Annotated in this window: 18 protein-coding genes; 12 read left to right on the top strand and 6 right to left on the bottom strand. The window is 68.9% G+C overall.

Annotated features, from left to right (window positions below):
• Positions 1-101: 101 nt before the first annotated feature.
• Entirely contained in the window at positions 102-1,319 is a 1,218-nt protein-coding gene (locus IEY88_RS31795; RefSeq protein ID WP_189158715.1) for an ROK family transcriptional regulator, read from the bottom strand.
• Positions 1,320-1,594: 275 nt separating this feature from the next.
• Here IEY88_RS31795 and IEY88_RS31790 point away from each other — a divergent pair, with 275 nt between their 5' ends.
• The 5 genes from IEY88_RS31790 (at position 1,595) to IEY88_RS31770 (ending at position 5,405) form a co-directional block, all read left to right on the top strand.
• Positions 1,595-1,744, top strand: coding sequence for a lasso RiPP family leader peptide-containing protein (locus IEY88_RS31790; protein ID WP_189158594.1), 150 nt, complete (start codon positions 1,595-1,597; stop codon positions 1,742-1,744).
• A 17-nt stretch (positions 1,745-1,761) separates the two neighbouring features.
• Positions 1,762-3,432 (top strand): albusnodin/ikarugamycin family macrolactam cyclase, encoded by a 1,671-nt coding sequence (locus IEY88_RS31785; protein ID WP_189158593.1) that lies wholly within the window; start codon positions 1,762-1,764, stop codon positions 3,430-3,432.
• Positions 3,425-4,129: a lasso peptide biosynthesis B2 protein gene (locus IEY88_RS31780; RefSeq protein ID WP_189158592.1), complete on the top strand. Its 705-nt coding sequence runs from the start codon at positions 3,425-3,427 to the stop codon at positions 4,127-4,129. The genes IEY88_RS31785 and IEY88_RS31780 overlap by 8 nt, the downstream gene beginning before the upstream one ends.
• Positions 4,130-4,203: 74 nt before the next feature.
• Positions 4,204-4,818, top strand: coding sequence for a ClpP family protease (locus tag IEY88_RS31775; protein ID WP_189158591.1), 615 nt, complete (start codon positions 4,204-4,206; stop codon positions 4,816-4,818).
• On the top strand, positions 4,815-5,405 hold the full coding sequence (locus IEY88_RS31770) for a ClpP family protease (RefSeq protein WP_189158590.1): 591 nt from the start codon (positions 4,815-4,817) through the stop codon (positions 5,403-5,405). The genes IEY88_RS31775 and IEY88_RS31770 overlap by 4 nt, the downstream gene beginning before the upstream one ends.
• Here the strand turns inward: IEY88_RS31770 and IEY88_RS31765 are convergent.
• On the bottom strand, positions 5,402-5,749 hold the full coding sequence (locus IEY88_RS31765) for a helix-turn-helix domain-containing protein (RefSeq protein WP_189158589.1): 348 nt from the start codon (positions 5,747-5,749) through the stop codon (positions 5,402-5,404). The genes IEY88_RS31770 and IEY88_RS31765 overlap by 4 nt on opposite strands.
• Before the next feature lie 131 nt (positions 5,750-5,880).
• On the opposite strand from IEY88_RS31765, the gene IEY88_RS31760 reads away from it, so the two are divergent.
• The gene (locus IEY88_RS31760) at positions 5,881-6,672 is read left to right on the top strand and encodes an SDR family NAD(P)-dependent oxidoreductase (RefSeq protein WP_189158588.1); all 792 of its coding nucleotides are present in this window, start codon (positions 5,881-5,883) and stop codon (positions 6,670-6,672) included.
• Positions 6,673-6,742: 70 nt separating this feature from the next.
• Positions 6,743-7,330: a TetR/AcrR family transcriptional regulator gene (locus IEY88_RS31755; RefSeq protein WP_189158587.1), complete on the top strand. Its 588-nt coding sequence runs from the start codon at positions 6,743-6,745 to the stop codon at positions 7,328-7,330.
• Here IEY88_RS31755 and IEY88_RS31750 read toward each other — a convergent pair.
• From IEY88_RS31750 to IEY88_RS31740, 3 genes are read right to left on the bottom strand one after another with little or no spacing between them, the layout of a single operon-like run.
• Positions 7,327-8,823 carry a tripartite tricarboxylate transporter permease gene (locus IEY88_RS31750; protein ID WP_189158586.1) on the bottom strand — a complete coding sequence of 499 codons (1,497 nt, stop codon included), beginning with the start codon at positions 8,821-8,823 and terminating at the stop codon, positions 7,327-7,329. The two genes, IEY88_RS31755 and IEY88_RS31750, sit on opposite strands and share 4 nt — an antisense overlap.
• Complete coding sequence (locus IEY88_RS31745) at positions 8,816-9,307, bottom strand: tripartite tricarboxylate transporter TctB family protein (RefSeq protein WP_189158585.1); 492 nt, start codon at positions 9,305-9,307, stop codon at positions 8,816-8,818. Before IEY88_RS31745 ends, IEY88_RS31750 begins: the two co-directional genes overlap by 8 nt.
• Positions 9,304-10,278 carry a Bug family tripartite tricarboxylate transporter substrate binding protein gene (locus IEY88_RS31740; protein ID WP_189158584.1) on the bottom strand — a complete coding sequence of 325 codons (975 nt, stop codon included), beginning with the start codon at positions 10,276-10,278 and terminating at the stop codon, positions 9,304-9,306. Before IEY88_RS31740 ends, IEY88_RS31745 begins: the two co-directional genes overlap by 4 nt.
• 204 nt (positions 10,279-10,482) lie before the next feature.
• Here IEY88_RS31740 and IEY88_RS31735 point away from each other — a divergent pair, with 204 nt between their 5' ends.
• The 5 genes from IEY88_RS31735 (at position 10,483) to IEY88_RS31715 (ending at position 14,561) form a co-directional block, all read left to right on the top strand.
• Positions 10,483-11,991 (top strand): ATP-binding protein, encoded by a 1,509-nt coding sequence (locus IEY88_RS31735; RefSeq protein WP_229693978.1) that lies wholly within the window; start codon positions 10,483-10,485, stop codon positions 11,989-11,991.
• Complete coding sequence (locus IEY88_RS31730) at positions 11,988-12,659, top strand: response regulator (RefSeq protein ID WP_189158582.1); 672 nt, start codon at positions 11,988-11,990, stop codon at positions 12,657-12,659. The genes IEY88_RS31735 and IEY88_RS31730 overlap by 4 nt, the downstream gene beginning before the upstream one ends.
• A 75-nt stretch (positions 12,660-12,734) precedes the next feature.
• Positions 12,735-13,262: a DUF4232 domain-containing protein gene (locus IEY88_RS31725; RefSeq protein WP_189158581.1), complete on the top strand. Its 528-nt coding sequence runs from the start codon at positions 12,735-12,737 to the stop codon at positions 13,260-13,262.
• A gap of 62 nt (positions 13,263-13,324) precedes the next feature.
• The gene (locus IEY88_RS31720; protein WP_189158580.1) at positions 13,325-13,933 is read left to right on the top strand and encodes a LysE family translocator; all 609 of its coding nucleotides are present in this window, start codon (positions 13,325-13,327) and stop codon (positions 13,931-13,933) included.
• 19 nt (positions 13,934-13,952) lie between these two features.
• Positions 13,953-14,561 (top strand): LysE family translocator, encoded by a 609-nt coding sequence (locus IEY88_RS31715; protein ID WP_189158579.1) that lies wholly within the window; start codon positions 13,953-13,955, stop codon positions 14,559-14,561.
• Here IEY88_RS31715 and IEY88_RS31710 read toward each other — a convergent pair.
• Positions 14,558-16,708 (bottom strand): ATP-binding protein, encoded by a 2,151-nt coding sequence (locus IEY88_RS31710; protein ID WP_189158578.1) that lies wholly within the window; start codon positions 16,706-16,708, stop codon positions 14,558-14,560. The two genes, IEY88_RS31715 and IEY88_RS31710, sit on opposite strands and share 4 nt — an antisense overlap.
• Positions 16,709-16,865: the final 157 nt, after the last annotated feature.

The following is a 16,865-nucleotide window of genomic DNA, read 5'->3' as shown; positions in this document are numbered from 1 at the left end:
GTGCAGCCCGCCCTCGTGGTCGCGTTGCCCCGGTCCCTCGAAAAGCGTACTTCAATTTGAAGGGTGTTGGGGTTCGACTTGAGGGTTACTTGATGCTCGGATCAGCCCGGCTGGAAGTCGGTCAGGAGTGCCAGACCGAGAGCGCCCTTGGGGCCGGCCAGCATGCCCAGCTCCGACTGCTTGATCTCCGTGGGCTCGGGATGGGTGAACATCCCCTCGAGCGCGTTCTGCTGGAACGTCAGCGCCGCGGGACCTGTGACCAGTTCGCCGGCCCTGCCGAGTTCGCCGCCGATGACGATCAGTTCGGGGTTCACGATGTTGCACACCCTGGCGAGCGCCAGACCGATGTTGCGCGCGGCGTCTTCCAGCACGCGACGGCACACCCTGTCGTCCCCCTTGGCGCGCTCGATGAGGTTCTCCAGGTTGCTGGGAAGGTCGACCTGGTACCCCGCGTAGGCGAGTCGAACCTGTTCGACCAGGCGTGCGCCGCCGACCAGCGTCTCCAGACAGCCGCGGCCTCCGCAGCGGCACACGACGCCGAGCGGATCCATCGTGAGGTGCCCGATCTCGCCTCCGAGGCCGTGCCGGCCGCGGAGGATGCCCCTGGCGATGACCAGCCCGGCCCCGATGCCCGAGGACGACTTCACGAAGAGCATCGTCTCCCGATCGCGCCCCAGCCCGTACAGGTGTTCCCCGAAGGCTGCGAGGTTGCACTCGTTGTCCGGGATGACCGGGACCTTGGGAAACGCGTCTTCGAACCACGTGTTCGGGTAACCCTGGAGGTCCCAGTCCTGCGAGGACGCGACCTGGGAGATCTTCGCGGTGCGGGGGTCGATGGCGGCGGGGATGCCGAGGCCGATGGACACGACGTGCTCGTCTCCGAGTCCGGTCCTGGCCACGAGTTGCCGGATCATCCGGATGCACTCGCGGCGCCACGTGTCCAGCCCTTGGGCCACACCGAAGTTCACGACCTCGTGGACCGTGTCATCGGAGTCGACGCGCCGGACCACGACCGTGAGGCGGTCGTGACCGACCTCAACGCCCACCGCCGCGCCTCGCACTGAGCCGATGCTGACCCGTTTGCCTCGTTCACCGTCGCCGCCGTCGACCTTGAAGACTCCTGCGGCCTCGAACTCCTGCACCACCCCGGACACGGTGCCCTGCGACAGCTGGGTTCGGCGGGCGATCTGCACCTGGGTGGTGCCGGGCTGTGCCATGACCGCCCGCAGGACGCGGCGCTTGTTGCCCTCGCGGATGGAATCGGGTCGCGTTCGCAACAGCTCACGTGCGTCGTGCACCTTGCCGCCCTGTGAAGTCATCAGCACCCAATCCAGAATATACTCATGCTTCAAGTTGAAGCAAGCCAATCGTCAAGATCATGCCAGAAGTTGCCAGCTTGATTCCATGGAGGGCCAAGTCGAACGAAAGGAGGAATCGTCTGCCATACTGCTCAGCTCCGCAAATGGACACGCGGCATTGGCCTTGTCTCAGCTTCCCCCACTCGGGCCTTCAAGGGGAGTCCTTGGGCCCGTAGGCTGTTGCTGAAAGTCATGTAACGCGAACTCTCCGAATTTGCCGCAGGGGGCGAACGGTCATGACCAGCGACGGTGGCTTCCCCGAGGCCGAGGAATCACAGAATCCTCAGTACGAACCGCCAGCCGTGATTGACGCGGGGAAAGTGGCGGCGGTGACGCACGGCATGGCCAACGGCAATGGTGACCCCAGCGGACTCCAGAGCGGCTGATCGTGTGGAGCACGCCGATGGGCGGCTCAGCCGGTCGGCGAGAACTCACGCTCGGCCGTGGCGTCACGATCGTCCTCATCGGACAGTGCCTGGCCAGTGACGCCGAGGTGCGCACTGCCGGTGAAGATTTTCGACGCCTGATGTCCTTGCCCGGTGCGTTTTCCGCGATCGTGGCGGGCGAGCAGAGCACGACGCTGGTGTCCGACGCTTCCGGCCAGTTTCCCCTTTACCTGTCCAGTGCTGGAGATCGTGCTGTGTTCGGGGTGCGCGCTGCCGAAGTGGCGGAGCAGGTCGGCAAACGGCTGGACCTGGTACACCTCGCGGCGCAGATCGCCGCGCCGCAGGTGCCTGAGCTGCTGGTGGGCAGGACCGCGTTCCGCGATGTCCGCCAGCTCGAACCGGGGACGGCATTCCGCATCGGCACCGGATACACAGCGCCGGCGACACCGTTGACGGCGCAGGAGAACAAGTCCCTCGACGACTGTGCGGAGGAGCTGCGGGAATGCCTTCGCGCGGCTGTTTCCGCACGTGCCTCGGGCAGCACCGCATTGTCGTCGGACTTCAGCGGTGGCCTTGATTCCACGTCGCTGGCCTTTCTCGCCGCGCCCGAGCTCGACACGCTTTCCGTTGTGACGTATGTGCAAGAGGGGGCGTCGGTCGAGGACGACCTGCGGCGCGCCGAACTCTGCGGACGTCTGGACCCGAGGTTCCGGCACAGCGTCGTCCAGGCGACCGGGGAACACCTTCCCTACCAGAACTGGTCTGCCGGGGCCGACCTGCCGCATCCGAGCGGTCTCGCGATGGGGCCCACCAGGGCCCGGATGTCCGTCCTCGCCACGGGGGGAGGCGCGACGCACCTGGTCGGCGAGGGCGGTGACCTGGTACTGGGTGCCCCACTCGGGTACTTCGTGGATCTGGCTCAGCGTGGAGACCTCGTGACGTTGTGGCGGCACTGTTCGGCGTGGGCGAGGTTGCGGCACCGGTCTCCGCTCTCGTTGTTCCGCAGGTCCGTACGGCTGGCGGCGGTCAATCGGCGTCAGGGTCTGACAACGTTCGCCCGGCAACTGGAACGGCACCACGGCTCGACGGATGTCGTCTCGTGGGAAGAACGCAATATCACGTCGTGGGGGTCGCCGTCGTGCGATTGGCTTGCGCCACAGGCCCGTCAGGCGCTTGCCGGCCACTTGCTGGCGCTGACGGAGGACAACCGGATGAGTGCGTGCGATCGGGCGATGCTGGTGCAGCTGGACTACGTGGGTGCCACCCAACGGACCGTGCGTGAAACCGGTGCGCTGTACGGGATCGATGTGCATGCTCCCTATCTCGACTCCGAAGTGGTGCGGGTGTGCCTGAGCCTGCCGGCCTGGCGGCGTTGTGACCCGTCGAGGTCAAAGCCCCTGCTGCAGAAGGCGTTGGCCGGACTGGTGCCGCAGGTGGTGCTGAGCCGCCGCACGAAGGGCGACTACACGAGCACCGCGCACATGGGGATCCGGCGGAACCTGCGGACGTTGCGGAAGTTGATGGCGAATCCGGTGAGCGCGGAGATCGGCTTGATCGAGCCGCAGCGCGTCCTGCAGAGGCTGGACCGGGCGGCGCAGGGGCTGGAGACCTCCTGGGCTCCGTTGAACCAGGTGCTGGCCATCGAGCTGTGGTTGCGCGAGTTCACCGGAGGTGTTTCCGATGCCTGATTTCGTCGTCCCTTCCACCGTGCACGTACGGCCCGGTGGACGCGGAGACATGGTCGTGCTCAACACGTACACCGGGCAGTGGCACCTGCTCAACGCCACGGGGCGGGTGGTGTTCGACGAGCTCCGGCGTTCAGGGGACCTCGGTAGTGCGGTGACAGCGCTGAAATCGCGCTTTCCCAGGGTAGAGGTCGATGTTCTACGCGCCGATGTGGACCGGCTGGTCACCGAACTCGTCGAACGGGACCTCCTGCGGCTGGCGCGGCGGGCCGGTGGGGTGCCGATCGCGTTGCCCGAGTGGCGAAGTGTGGCGATGCCGTTGGGCAGAAGGGTGCTGACGACCGCCTGCCTGCTTGTTTCCGTTGTGCTGCTGCGATTGCCGTTGAGTTGGGCGATCGCCTTCGTGCTGCGGCTCAAGCGGAGACTGGCCCGCTGTCCGGCAACGGAGCCCGAAGGTTCTGCCGTGTTGCGGGACGTGCACGCGGTGAGCCACTGGTTCCCCGGGCGGGTGGCGTGCATGGAGCTGTCGCTGACCACGGTGCTGCTCGGGGCCTTGCGAGGGCTCGGACTGGACTGGTGCTTCGGGCACTCGCGCGATCCGTTGACGTTCCACTCGTGGGTCGAGGCACAAGGCGTTGTGGTGCGGCACGATGACGACGAGCCGGTGTCTCCCACCTATGAGCGCGTGCTGGCCGTGTGAAGGCTGCTGTGAGCTGATCTGCCGACAGCAGAGAAAGCGGCGGACCCGGTCCGCTGAACGGCATCGTCGGTGCCATGACGAACAGCGAGAAGCTCTTCAGCCCAGGGCTGCGAGAACGGTTCTTCGGTCAGCGGGTGCTGATTCTCGACGGCGCGCTCGACGACGACAACGGCACGGTGCTGGCGACCCAGATGCTGTCGCTGGCGAGTGAGGACCCGCGGCAGGACATCGCCCTGTGGATCAACTCGCCGGGTGGGTCGGTGCCCTCGATGCTGGCCATCCGCGACGTGATGCGGCTCGTGCCGTGCGACGTGGCGACGCTTGCGCTCGGACTCGCCTGCAGCGCCGGGCAGTTCCTGCTGTCGGCGGGTACGCCGGGCAAGCGGTTCGCGTTGCCGCACGCGCGGATCCTGATGCACCAGGGGAGTGCGGGCATCGGTGGCAGTGCCGTCGAGGTGGAGGTGCAGGCGGACGACCTGCGCCACACCAGGGACACCGTGCTCGGCCTGATCGCGCAGGACACCGGGCAGCCGTTCGACCGGATCTTCACGGACTCGTTGCACGACAGGTGGTTCACCACCGAGCAGGCCCGCGAGTACGGGTTCATCGACCACGTCGTCACCGACCTCGGGCAGGTCGTCCCCGTCCGCATGCACAAGCTGGGACTGCACTCGGGAGCCGTCGCATGAGCACCTACACCATTCCCAACGTCATCACGAGGGACGCCCGTGGCGAGCGGGTCATGGACGTCTACTCGCACCTGCTGTCCGAGCGGATCGTCTACCTGGGCACCGGGATCGACTCCGGCGTCGCCAACGCGCTGATCGCGCAACTGTTCCACCTCGAGGCCGACAACCCGGACCTGGAGATCAACCTCTACATCAACTGCGAGGGCGGCGACCCGTCCGCGATGCTCGCGCTCTACGACACCATGCGCTACATCAAGGCCCCGGTCGCCACGACGTGCGTGGGGCAGGCGGTGGCGGCGGGTGCCGTGCTGCTGGCCGCGGGCGCGGAGGGACGCCGGTCCGTGCTGCCGCACTCCCGCGTCGTGCTGCACCAGCCCGCGGCGCAGGGACGCGGCACGATCCCGGACCTCATCCTCGCGGCGGACGAGGTGGTGCGGGTGCGCACGCAGCTGGAGGCGATCCTGGCCCGGCACACCGGCCGGACCGTGGCCGAACTGCGCCACGACACCGACCGGGACCGCGTGTTCGACGCACCGGGCGCCGTCGAGTACGGACTCGTGGACCAGGTGCTGGACCAGCGCGCCTAAGCGGCGAAGGCCATGGCCACGGGACCGGACGGACGACCCGTCGGGCGCGAGGTGTGGAAGTGGCTGACCTGCTGGACGCGGAGGTGGCGGACCTGGCCGGCGACCCCGACCAGCAGGTCGGCCAGGTCGATGCCCAGCGCACCGGCGACCGCCGCGATCATCTCGCTCGACGGCTCCTTGCGGCCGCGTTCGATCTCGGACAGGTACTGCACCGAGATGCCCGCCCGGTCGGCCACGTCGACCAGCCGATCGCCGCGCTCCTCCCGCGTCTCGCGCAGCTTGCGACCCAGGGCTTCCCGCCACAGGGGTTCCGGAGTGCGCTTGAAGTCCAGGATCTCCGCCATGTCGTCATGGTGACAGCAGCCCGGCTACCGCAAAGGGCCGTTCTGCTAGGAGCAGAAAGAGCCGGATCCTAGTTCTTGAGTCAGATTGCGACAGGTTGGCAGCGACTGCCAGCGTGGCGTACGGTGTCGGCATGGGAGTCGACTTCGGGAAGCAGATGGTGCTGGTCACCGGCGCCAGTTCGGGCATCGGCGCGGAGTTCGCGCGGCGGTTGGCGGCGCGCGGATCGGGCCTGGTGCTGGTCGCGCGCCGCAAGGACCGGCTGGAGGAGCTGGCCGGGGAACTGCGGGTCGCGCACGGCGTGACCGTGCACGTCGTGGCCGCGGACTTGGCCCAGCCGGGCGTCGGAGAGAGGCTGGCGGCGGAGGTCGCCGAGTTCGGCGTCACCAGTGTCGTGAACAACGCCGGGTTCGCGAACTTCGGCGCGTTCCACGAGGAGGAGCCCGAGCGGCTGCGGCAAGAGGTAGCGGTCGACGTCAACGCCGTGGTCGAGATCAGCAGGGCGTTCATCGAACCGTTGCGCGCCAAGGGACACGGCTTCCTCGTGAACGTGGCGAGCATGGCGGCCTACCAGGCGACGCCCTGGTCGTCGGTCTACGGCGCGACGAAGGCCTTCGTGGTGAGCTTCACCGAGGGGCTGTGGGTCGAGTCGCGCGGCACGGGCCTGCGCGTCATGGTGCTGTCACCCGGCGCGACGCGCACCGAGTTCTTCGAGGTCGCCGGCAGCGAGGAGATGGCCGGGGGAACGCGGATGCAGACCGCCGGCGAGGTCGTCGCGACCGCGTTGCGCGCGCTGGACAAGAGGGTCACGCCCGTCGGCGTCATCTCGGGCCGGATGAACCGGGTGCTGGCGTTCGCCGGACGCCATTTCGCCTCGCGTGCGATGGGCGCCAGGATGGTCGGCCGGATGGTGCGACAGAGCTAGTGCCGCGACACACCCGTCTGACCACGAACACACCGGCAACGTTCTGAGCCACGCCTCTAGAGTGGGGTCCATGGAGAAGGCGACGCTGTGGGACCGGTCGCGTCAGGCCGTGGTCGCCGAGATCGTCGAGACGGCGCTGGCGTTGTTCGCCGAGCAGGGCTACGAGGCGACCACGATGGCCCAGGTCGCCGCACGGGCCGGTGTGTCGCAGCGCTCGTTGTTCCGCTACTTCGGCACGAAGGAAGACCTGGTCTGCGGTGACCAGGAGGCGCTGGGCGACCTGCTCGTCGCCACCGTCGAGGCGCATGATTCCGCAGCGTCCACTTGGGACGCTCTGCGGGCCGGGTTCACCACGATCCTCACGGCCTCGGACCACACGCCGCAGCGGGTGCTGGAGATCTCCACGCTGATCTTCGCGAACCCGCCTCTGCGCTCCCGGTACTTCGAGAAGCGGCTGAGGTGGCAGCGGGCGCTCGTGCCCGCGATCGAGAAGCGGATGGGCATCGAGTCCGGTGAGATCCCGGACGCCCGCGCGATGGGCGTCATCGCCACGGTGTTCGCGTGCGTCGACACCGCGACGGAACTGTGGGTCCGTCACGGCGGCAAGGCCGATGCGTTCGAGCTGTACGAACAGGCGCTTGCCGCCGTGCGCGGTTAGACCGTCACTTCGGACTTCCTGCGGCGCAACCGAAGCGCCACCGCCACCACCAGCAACACGGCCAGAACGCTGTAGGCGACCGCCGCGAACGGGCTCGTCACCAACGCGCTGAGGTCGCCCTCGCTGATCTGCAGCGTGCGCCGGACCTGCTCCTCCGTCATCGGCCCGAGGATCAGGCCGACGACCAGCGGCGCGACCGGATAACCGTGGCGCCGCATGAAGAAACCGATCACACCGATGATCAGCAGCACGATCAGGTCGTCCACGACGAAGTTCACCGCGTAGGTGCCCAGCGCCGCGAACAGCAGGATGCCCGCGTAGAGGTACGGCCGCGGGATCTGCAGCACCTTCACCCAGATCTTCACCAGCGGCAGGTTCAGCACCAGCAGCATCACGTTGCCGATGTAGAGCGACGCGATCAGCGCCCACACCATCGGGCCGTTGTTGGTGAACAGCAACGGACCCGGCTGGATGCCGTAGCTCTGGAACGCCGCCACGATCACCGCCGCGGTGGCCGTGGTGGGGAGCCCGAGAGTCAGCAACGGCACGAGAACGCCTGCCGCGGCGGCGTTGTTGGCCGCCTCCGGACCCGCCACGCCCTCGATCGCGCCCTTGCCGAACTCCTCGGGCCGCTTCGAGAGCTTCTTCTCCGCCGCGTACGACAGGAACGTCGACACGTCCGCGCCACCGGCCGGCACGGTGCCGATCGGGAAGCCGATGAACGTGCCGCGCAGCCACGGCTTCCACGAGCGCTTCCAGAACTCGCCCGTCATCCACCTGCCGCCCACGGGGATGACCTCGATCGGCCCGTGCCGCAGCCGCGACGCCACGTACAGCGCCTCGCCGACCGCGAACACGCCGACCGCGACCACGACGACGTCGATGCCGTCGGCCATCGTCGTGATGCCGAGCGTGAACCGTTGCTGGCCGGTCAGCGTGTCGGTGCCGACGAGCCCGATGAACAGGCCGAGCCCCAGCGACGCCAGGCCGCGCACGGGGGAGGACCCGAGCAACGCGGCGACCGTCGTGAACGCCACCACCATCAGCGCCACGTAGTCGGCGGGGCCGAGCTTGACCGCGACGTCCGCGATGGCCGGCGCCAGGAGCGTGAGCAGCACCGTGGCGATCGTGCCCGCCACGAACGAGCCGATGGCCGCCGTCGCGAGCGCGGCGGCACCGCGCCCCGCCTTGGCCATCTTGTTGCCCTCTAAGGCGGTGACGATGGACGCGGACTCGCCCGGTGTGTTCAGCAGGATCGACGTCGTCGAGCCGCCGTACATGCCGCCGTAGTAGATGCCGGCGAAGATGATCAGCGCCGCGGTCGGTTCCAGCGTGTAGGTCAGCGGCAGCAGCAACGCCACCGTCATCGCCGGTCCGATGCCCGGCAGCACACCGACGGCAGTGCCGAGCGTGACGCCCAGCAGCGCGTACAGCAGGTATTCGGGCTGCGCGGCCGTCGCGAAGCCCTCCATCAGCATGGTGATGCTATCCATCGAGGAACGGCACCCCTTCGAAGATCCCGGCGGGCAGCGACAGGCCCAGGCCGTACGCGAACACCACCTGCACGACCAGCGCCAGCACCACCGCGATCGGCAGCGCCCGCCACCAGGTCGCGCCCAGCGTCCAGGCCGCGCCGAAGAACAGCAGCGCTGCCGCCACCGGCCAGCCGATCACGTCGATCAGCACCAGGTGCGCGACCAGCACGGCCACCAGCTTGGCCACGGTGAGCCAGTCGGTGCGGACGTTCTCGTCGACGTCCTCGGCGTCCTCGGCCTGGCCGAGCTTTCCGCGCGCCGTCGCGATGATGGCCGCGATGCCCGTCACGACGAGCAGAATCCCCACGGCGTAAGGGAACGCGCGTGGTCCTACGACGTTGTCGTCGCGCCCGGCGATCGTGGTCGCGTCGACCAGGGTGAAGACCCCGACCGCCGCGACCAGACCGCCGAACGCGTACTCCTCGACTTTTGCAGCAATCACTTGACGAGCCCGATGTCCTGCAGTGCGGGCTTCACACGACCGATCTCCTTGGCCATGAACGTGGAGAACTCGGCGCCGGTCAGGAACGTGTCCGTCCAGCCCTTCTTGGACAGCTCGTCCTTCCACTGCTGGCTCGCGTGCATGTCGGTGACGAGCTTGGTCAGCTTGGTCTTGGCCTCGGCCGAGATCGACGCGGGCGCCACGACGCCACGCCAGTTGATCAGCTCGACGCCCAGTTCCTTGAACGTCGGCACGTTCAGGTCGGGGACCGGGTTCGGGCCGGACGTGCCCAGCGCGCGCAGCTTGCCCGCCTTGATCTGCTCCTTGTACTCGCCGACGCCGGAGATGCCCGCGTCGACCTTCTTGCCCAGCAGCGCCGCCAGCGACTCACCACCACCGGAGTACGGCACGTAGTTCAGCTTGTCCGGGGCGATGTTCTTCGCCTTGAGCAGCATCCCGGCGAGGATGTGGTCGGTGCCGCCGGCCGAACCGCCGGTGATCGAGACGCCCTTGCCCTTGTCGGCGACGGCGGCCAGGAGGTCGTCGATCGTCTTGTGCGGCGAGTCGGCCGGCACGACGACGACCTCGTCCTCGGCCGTCAGGCGCGCGATCGGCGTGGTCTCCTCGAGGCGGGCCGGCGACGCGTTGGTCTCCACCGCGCCGACCATGACCAGGCCGGTGATCATGAGGAACGACTCGGAGCGCTCGTTGAGCAGCTTCTGCAGGCCGACCGTGCCGCCGGCCCCGCCGACGTTGCTGACCTGCACCGAGTTCGCGAGCTTCGCACCGCTCACCGCCGCCTGCATCGACCGCGCCGTCTGGTCCCAGCCGCCACCGGGGTCGGCGGGCGCCATGATCTCCAGCTTCGCGATGGAGTCACCGCCGCTCGCGCTCTTCGCCCCCTGACCGCATCCGGCGAGCACCAGTCCAGCAGCGGCGACCGCCACTGCTCGTCTCCAGGCCGTACCCATCGAGGACTCCTCGCTTCGTCGCGAACGTTGGGCGGGGACGCTAGGTAACTGCCGGAAGACCCGTAAGGGTTAGGTCGTAAGTTCCGTATTGGTCGTTTAGTTCGTGACCTGTTTCACAGCTGATGCGTCAGAATTCCCATCATGTTCCGTCGATCTGTTTCGTTTGGAGCTCTGCTTCTGGCGTTGCAGGTGGTCATCGTGCTCATGACCACCTGTGCGGCCGGGCTGCTCGCCGCCAAACTGCAGAGCGACCGAATCCGCGACTCGTACAAAGACCGGATGTTGTCCGTCGCCGAAAGCGTGGCGCGGCTACCCACGGTGATCGAGGCGTTCGATTCCGTTGACCCGCCCGCGACGATCCAGCCGCTGGCCGAACTGATCCGCAAGGCGTCCAACGTGACGTACGTGGTGGTCACCGACCACAACGGGGTCCGCTACGCCCACCCCGATCCGAAGCGCATCGGCGAGCGGGTGTCGACGGACCCGACGTCGGCGTTGTCCGGTGAGGTCTTCGTCGGCACGGAGACGGGCACGCTCGGCACGTCGCTCCGCGCGAAGGTGCCGGTGCGGGCGGCGGACGGGCGGATCATCGGCATGGCGTCGGTCGGCATCCTGGAGAGCCAGCTCTCCGCCGACCTCGCCGAGGACCTGCCGGAGCTGATCGGCTGGCTCGCGGCCGCCGCGCTGGTCGGCGTGCTCGGGGCCGCGTTGATCACGCAGCACGTGCGCCGCCGGACGTTCCGGCTCGAACCCGCGGAGATCGCGCAGCTCCTCGAGACCAGGGACGCGATGCTGCACGGCATCCGCGAAGGCGTGGTCGCCCTGGACGACCAGGAGAAGCTCGCGCTGGTCAACGACGAGGCGCTGCGGTTGCTGGGCCTCGCGGAGAACCCGAGTGGGCGGCCGGCGGCGGAGGTCCTCGACGACGGCCTGCTGGACCTGGCCCGGGACGACGACGACGTCGCGGACCGGCTCGTGCTGGCCGGGGAACGGGTGCTGGTCGCGAACCGGATGACGGCCAAGACGGACGGCCGGGCGGTCGGTGTGGTGCTGACGTTGCGCGACCGGACCGAGCTGCACGACGCGTTGCGCGAGCTCGACGGCCAGCGCACCGTCACCGAGGTGCTGCGCGCGCAGGCCCACGAGTTCTCGAACCACCTGCACGTCATCGGTGGTCTGCTGGAACTGGATCGCGGCACGGACGCCGTCGCGTACATCGAACGGGTCGGCGGTGCCGGGTCGCTCACGGCCGACATCATCGACGGGGCGAACGCGGATCCCGCGCTCGCGGCGTTGTTGCTGGCAAAATCCTCCACCGCGCACGAACGAGGTGTGGAGCTCCGGCTCGATCCCGGCAGCTCCGTCGACATCCGTGCGGGCGACGACGCGTTGACCGTGCTGGGAAACCTGGTCGACAACGCCGTCGACGCCGTGGAGACCGGCGGAACCGTGCGGGTGCTGGTGCGCTCGTCGGTCAGCGGGGTGCGGGTGGTCGTGGACGACGACGGACCGGGTGTGGCGGAGTCGCAACGCGGCCGCATCTTCGACCTGGGCGTGAGCTCGAAGGACGTCCAGGGCGCGCACGGCAGGGGAATAGGTCTTGCTTTGGTGTCGAGGGTGGTGACCCGGCGCAGCGGCCGGGTGGCGATCAGCGACTCGGAACTCGGCGGCGCGTCGTTCGACGTGTGGCTGCCGGAAACGGGGAACCGATGAGCGTCCGGACGCTCGTGGTCGACGACGACTTCGCCGTGGCGGCAATTCACCGCGGGTTCCTGGAGGCGATGCCGGAGTTCGAGGTGGTCGGCGAGGCGCACCGCGGCGGAGAGGCGTTGCGGGCCGTGGAGGCGTTGCGGCCGGACCTGGTGCTGCTCGACATCCACCTGCCCGACATGTCCGGGCTGGAGGTGCTCTCGCGGCTGCGTGCCCGCGGCGGACCGCCGGTGGACGTCATCGCGGTGACGGCGGCCCGCGAACGGGAGACCGTGCGGCAGGCCATGTCCCGCGGTGTCGACAACTACCTGGTGAAGCCGTTCACGCGGACCGCTTTCCTGGACCGGATGCGCGAGTACCTCGCCCAGCGGATCGAGGTGCAGCGGCTCGGGCAGGTGCTGGACCAGGACGAGGTCGACTCGTTGATGCACCACCGGCCGCGCTCCCCGGCGATGCCCAAGGGATTGTCCGCGGTGACGTTGCGACTGGTCACCGATGCGTTGCGGGACAGCGAGAACGACCTGTCCGCGCAGGAGGTCGGGGACCGGGCGGGACTGTCCCGCGTGAGTGCCCGCCGGTACCTGGAGCACCTGGTGACGATCGGCAAGGCGGAGGTGCAGCCGCGGTACGGCATGGCGAACCGCCCGGCGCACGGCTACCGGCTGACCTGACACCTTCACAACCGGGCGTTTCTCCGCTTGTGAAGGTTTCCCGCAAGATCCACGACCTGTGGCACCATCGGTCGCATGGGATCTGGGGGCAGAATTCTCGTCGTGGTCACCGTGCTCGCCGGCTTGGTCGCGGGCACAACCGGTTCGCAGGCGGCGGAAGAACCGTTGTGCGACAACGGTCTGCGGTTCACCACGGGCGGAACCGGCGCGGCGATGGGCTTGCGCGTGATGTCGGTCGAGTTGACCAACTGCGGCAGCGAACCCGTGCAGCTCAACGGTTATCCGCAGGTGAAGGTGCTCGACGCGCAGCGTGAGCAGTTGGACATCGCGGTTCTCGAAGGCTCCGGGGGCATCGCGTCGGTCGAAGGTTTCGACGACGCGCCGCAGCCGATCGCGGTGCAGCCGGGGGAGACCGCGAAGAGCGCGATCGTCTGGCGGAACACGCACGCGTCGGAGGAACCGCCGCTGGTCGGCAAGCACGTCGACATCGCGGCCGTGCCGGGTGACGCGTGGCAGCCGCTGGTGGCGACGTCGCCGGAGAGCAGGATTCTCCTCGACCTCGGCAGCACCGGACGCATCGGCGTGCGGGCCTGGTACCGCTAGCCGGACGTGACGGGCGCGTTAATTCTTGTGGTGTCGCTGGGTTTCCGTGTTCTCATGGCGTCATGTCGGCCACCGCGCTCCTGAGCTTCACGTTCGTCGCGCTGCTCACGGTCATCACGCCGGGCCTGGAGACGTTGCTGGTGCTGCGGACGGCGTTGCTGGTCGGCCGCCGCACGGCCATGGGTGTGGTGGTGGGCAGCACGCTGGGCTGCCTGGTGTGGGCGGCTGCGGGGCTCATCGGTCTGACCGCGTTGTTGCAGGCGTCCGAACTGGCCTACGACATCGTCCGCTGGCTCGGCGCGGGCTACCTGGTCTACCTGGGTGTCACCGCGTTGTGGAAGTCGAGGCGGCCGGTCGAGATCGACGAACCCGCGCCGGTGCCGTCGGTGCGCGCGGCCGTCCGGGTCGGGCTGCTGACGAACCTGCTCAACCCCAAGCCGGGTGTCTTCTACATCTCGTTGCTGCCGCAGTTCCTGCCGGTCGGCCAGCCCGCGTGGGGCGCTGTGCTCGTGGCCGTCCACCTCGGCATCGGGCTGGTGTGGTTCCCGATCCTGATCACGGCGGCCGGCCGCGCGCGTGCTTTCCTGCTGCGGCAACGGCTTCTGCTGGACCGGCTGTCCGCTTCAGCGCTGATCGCGTTCGGCTTGAAGACGGCGGCGGACGCGCGCTGACGTGTGATGTGATGGGCGCATGCCGACCGCCGCACTCCTGAGCTTCTCGCTCGTCGCGCTGCTCACCGTCCTCACGCCCGGCCTGGACACGGTGATGGTGTTGCGCACGGCGTTGTTGAGCGGCAAGCGCGCGGCAATGGGCGTGGTCCTCGGCATCACGCTCGGGTGTCTGGTGTGGGCAGTGGCGAGCCTCGCCGGCCTCACCGCGTTGTTGCGGGCGTCCGCACTGGCCTGCGACGTCGTCCGCTGGCTCGGCGCCGCGTACCTGATCTACCTGGGTGTCAAGGCGTTGTGGCTCTCGCGCAAGGCCGTGTCGCTCGAAGACCCACGTCCGGTGCCGGGAGCCGGCGCGTCGTTGCGCGTGGGGCTGCTGACGAACCTGTTGAACCCCAAGGTCGGCGTCTTCTACCTGTCGCTGCTGCCGCAGTTCATGCCCGCCGGTGAGCCCGCGTGGGGTGCGGTGCTCGTCGCGATCCACCTCGGGCTCGGCCTGGTGTGGCTGCCGGTCCTGATCGCGGTGGCCGGGCGCGCACGTGCGTTCCTGTTGCGCCAGCAGGCTTTACTCGACCGGCTGACGGCGTCCGTGTTCGTCGCGCTGGGGCTGAAGCTCGCGTTCGAGGCGCGTTAACGCTCGCCGGAGGCCGTGCGGTGCCAGGCCGCGAGCGCACCCCTGCTCGGCAGGCCGAGCTTCACCCGGATGTTGACCACGTGGCGGTCCGCGGTGCGCGGCGAGATGTACAGCCGTGCCCCGATCTGCTTCGACGTGAACCCCTCCGCGACCAGGCCGGCGATGGTGAACTCCTGCCGGGTCAGGCCGCCGGGCAGCAGCGGCCTCGCCGGCCGCCGTTCGGAGTCCGGCACCGGTTCGAGCGCGAACGCCATCGCCTGCTCGGGACGCAGGTCCGCGCCGAGCGTCGTGATCACCTGGTAGTCATCGCCGAGCGAGCGGCGGACGGTCCGGTCGGCGCGGTCCAGCAGCAGGTGGAACGGCCTCATGCCGCCGAACGAGATCCGCGAGACCCGTTCCTGCGACCGCAACGCGCCGAGCAGCCGCGCCGCGCGGTCCAGGGCGCCGAGTTCGGCGCACGTGCAGGCGAGCAGCCACAGGCTGAACGGGGCACTCCACGTGTCGCCGAGCTTTAGCTGGATCCGCAACGCCTCGACCACCAGCGGATGCACCTGCGCCGGGTCGCCGTGCAGCAGTTCGTAGAGGCCGCGATGCCACAGACCCCAGGCGTGCGACCAGTTCACGCCGTTGTTCTCCGCCTGCCTGGCCAACGCAGTCGTCGCCTTGTCGGCGGCCTCGGCGTCGAGCAGGAAACACGTGGCCATCGCGTGCATGAGCTCGGTGATGTAGGTGTCGCCCGGCGACGCGTACGGACGGCACTGTTCGACGATGTGCGCGTACAAGGGAACGCAGTCCGGTGAGCCCTCGACGAAGAAGAGATGCGTGGCCTCGGCGAGAACCAGGTGCACGTCGGTGATCGGTAATCGCGGTAACGCGCGTGCCTCGGACATCAGCAGGAACGCCACCGCCGCGTCGCCACGCACCTGCGCCATGTATGCGCCGTGTGCCAGCAACGACGTCCGCAGCGGCGCCTCGGTGATCACCTCGCGAGCGGCCGCGAGCAGGTCCGACGCCTGCCCGAGCATCCCCGCGAAAGACGTGAAGCGCGCCCGCTGCACGTTCATCGCCATGACGGCTCCGGTCGCGGCCAGGTCACGGGTCCGCAGCGCGTACCCGGCGGCAGCGCGGACGTTCGGCCACTCCTCCCACAGCCTGCCCATCCACAACGCCTCGTCCGGCGAGAACCACGAATCGGCGGCCTCGTGCACGAACTCGCTGTAGTGCACGGCATAGCGGCGCAACACCTCGTCCGCGTCGCCCAGCAGCCGCGCCCCGAACTGCGACACGGTGTCCTGCAGCCGATAGCGCGTCTCACCGGTGATCGGGCTCGTCGCCGTCGCCACGATCGACCTGAGAGCCAACGCGGACAACGGTTCCCGCACGTCCGCGTCCGCCACGGCCTCGGCGGCGGCGAGGTCGAAGTCCGCCGGGAACACCGACAGCCGCGCCCACAGCCGCCGTTCCTCCTCCGTGCAGTGCCGCGCCGCCCACTCAAGCACCTGTTCCAGCGTGGCGGGCTCGGCCTGGTGCGGCACCACGCCGGCCGGCAGCGCGGCCAGCAGTTCGATGGCGAGCGGCAACCTCTCGACCGCCCGGCACAGCGTTGCGACGTCAGCTGGACCGGCCGCCTCCGCCCGGTCCAGGAACAGCTCGGCCGCGTCCTCCACGCTCAGCGGCGGAACCCGTAGCGCTTGCTCGCCGTAGACGCCGAGCGGTTCCCGTGAGGTGGCGAGGACCGTCAGCCCCTCGCAGTCGCGCAGCAGGTGGTGCACGAGGTGCCGGACCGCGTCCAGCAGGTGCTCGCAGCCGTCCAGGACGAGCAACAAGTGCTTGTCGTGCAACGACTCCACGAGCCTGCCGAGCCCGGGCTCCGGCGAGTTGTCGACGATCCTGAGCTCGGTGGTGACGGTGCGGGCCAGTGCCGCCGGGTCCTTCAGGCCCGAGAGCCGCACCCGCCACGCCCCGTGCTGGAACGCCCCGGCCAGCGCACGCCCGGTCTCCACGGCGATCCGGGTCTTGCCCGCGCCGCCCGTGCCGGTGAGCGTGACCAGGCGGGATCGCCGCAGCAGTGCCTCGGTGTCGGCGAGCACCCCGGAGTGGCCGATGAACGTCGTGGTCTGGGCAGGCAGAGTGCCCCGCACGGTCATCGGCGCATCTTCGCCTAGTGGGGCGGGAGTGTGATGACGAGCATCACCTCACCACCCTTTCGGTCTAGCGGCGTGACCCAGAAGGCTGGCTGGGCAGTTCACGCTCAGCGCGAGGCATTCGCCCGGCCGCGAATTCGCCCGGCGACGTCCCGGGTCA

Source organism: Lentzea pudingi (genome assembly GCF_014646255.1).
Taxonomy (GTDB): Bacteria; Actinomycetota; Actinomycetes; order Mycobacteriales; family Pseudonocardiaceae; genus Lentzea; species Lentzea pudingi.
This window is presented reverse-complemented; position numbering and strand designations above follow the sequence as displayed.

Coding starts and splice junctions, on each gene's coding strand:
- IEY88_RS31795 (WP_189158715.1), bottom strand. CDS start 1,319: ATGACTTCACAGGGCGGCAAGGTGCACGACGCACGTGAGCTGTTGCGA.
- IEY88_RS31790 (WP_189158594.1), top strand. CDS start 1,595: ATGACCAGCGACGGTGGCTTCCCCGAGGCCGAGGAATCACAGAATCCT.
- IEY88_RS31785 (WP_189158593.1), top strand. CDS start 1,762: ATGGGCGGCTCAGCCGGTCGGCGAGAACTCACGCTCGGCCGTGGCGTC.
- IEY88_RS31780 (WP_189158592.1), top strand. CDS start 3,425: ATGCCTGATTTCGTCGTCCCTTCCACCGTGCACGTACGGCCCGGTGGA.
- IEY88_RS31775 (WP_189158591.1), top strand. CDS start 4,204: ATGACGAACAGCGAGAAGCTCTTCAGCCCAGGGCTGCGAGAACGGTTC.
- IEY88_RS31770 (WP_189158590.1), top strand. CDS start 4,815: ATGAGCACCTACACCATTCCCAACGTCATCACGAGGGACGCCCGTGGC.
- IEY88_RS31765 (WP_189158589.1), bottom strand. CDS start 5,749: ATGGCGGAGATCCTGGACTTCAAGCGCACTCCGGAACCCCTGTGGCGG.
- IEY88_RS31760 (WP_189158588.1), top strand. CDS start 5,881: ATGGGAGTCGACTTCGGGAAGCAGATGGTGCTGGTCACCGGCGCCAGT.
- IEY88_RS31755 (WP_189158587.1), top strand. CDS start 6,743: ATGGAGAAGGCGACGCTGTGGGACCGGTCGCGTCAGGCCGTGGTCGCC.
- IEY88_RS31750 (WP_189158586.1), bottom strand. CDS start 8,823: ATGGATAGCATCACCATGCTGATGGAGGGCTTCGCGACGGCCGCGCAG.
- IEY88_RS31740 (WP_189158584.1), bottom strand. CDS start 10,278: ATGGGTACGGCCTGGAGACGAGCAGTGGCGGTCGCCGCTGCTGGACTG.
- IEY88_RS31735 (WP_229693978.1), top strand. CDS start 10,483: ATGACCACCTGTGCGGCCGGGCTGCTCGCCGCCAAACTGCAGAGCGAC.
- IEY88_RS31730 (WP_189158582.1), top strand. CDS start 11,988: ATGAGCGTCCGGACGCTCGTGGTCGACGACGACTTCGCCGTGGCGGCA.
- IEY88_RS31725 (WP_189158581.1), top strand. CDS start 12,735: ATGGGATCTGGGGGCAGAATTCTCGTCGTGGTCACCGTGCTCGCCGGC.
- IEY88_RS31720 (WP_189158580.1), top strand. CDS start 13,325: ATGTCGGCCACCGCGCTCCTGAGCTTCACGTTCGTCGCGCTGCTCACG.
- IEY88_RS31715 (WP_189158579.1), top strand. CDS start 13,953: ATGCCGACCGCCGCACTCCTGAGCTTCTCGCTCGTCGCGCTGCTCACC.
- IEY88_RS31710 (WP_189158578.1), bottom strand. CDS start 16,708: ATGACCGTGCGGGGCACTCTGCCTGCCCAGACCACGACGTTCATCGGC.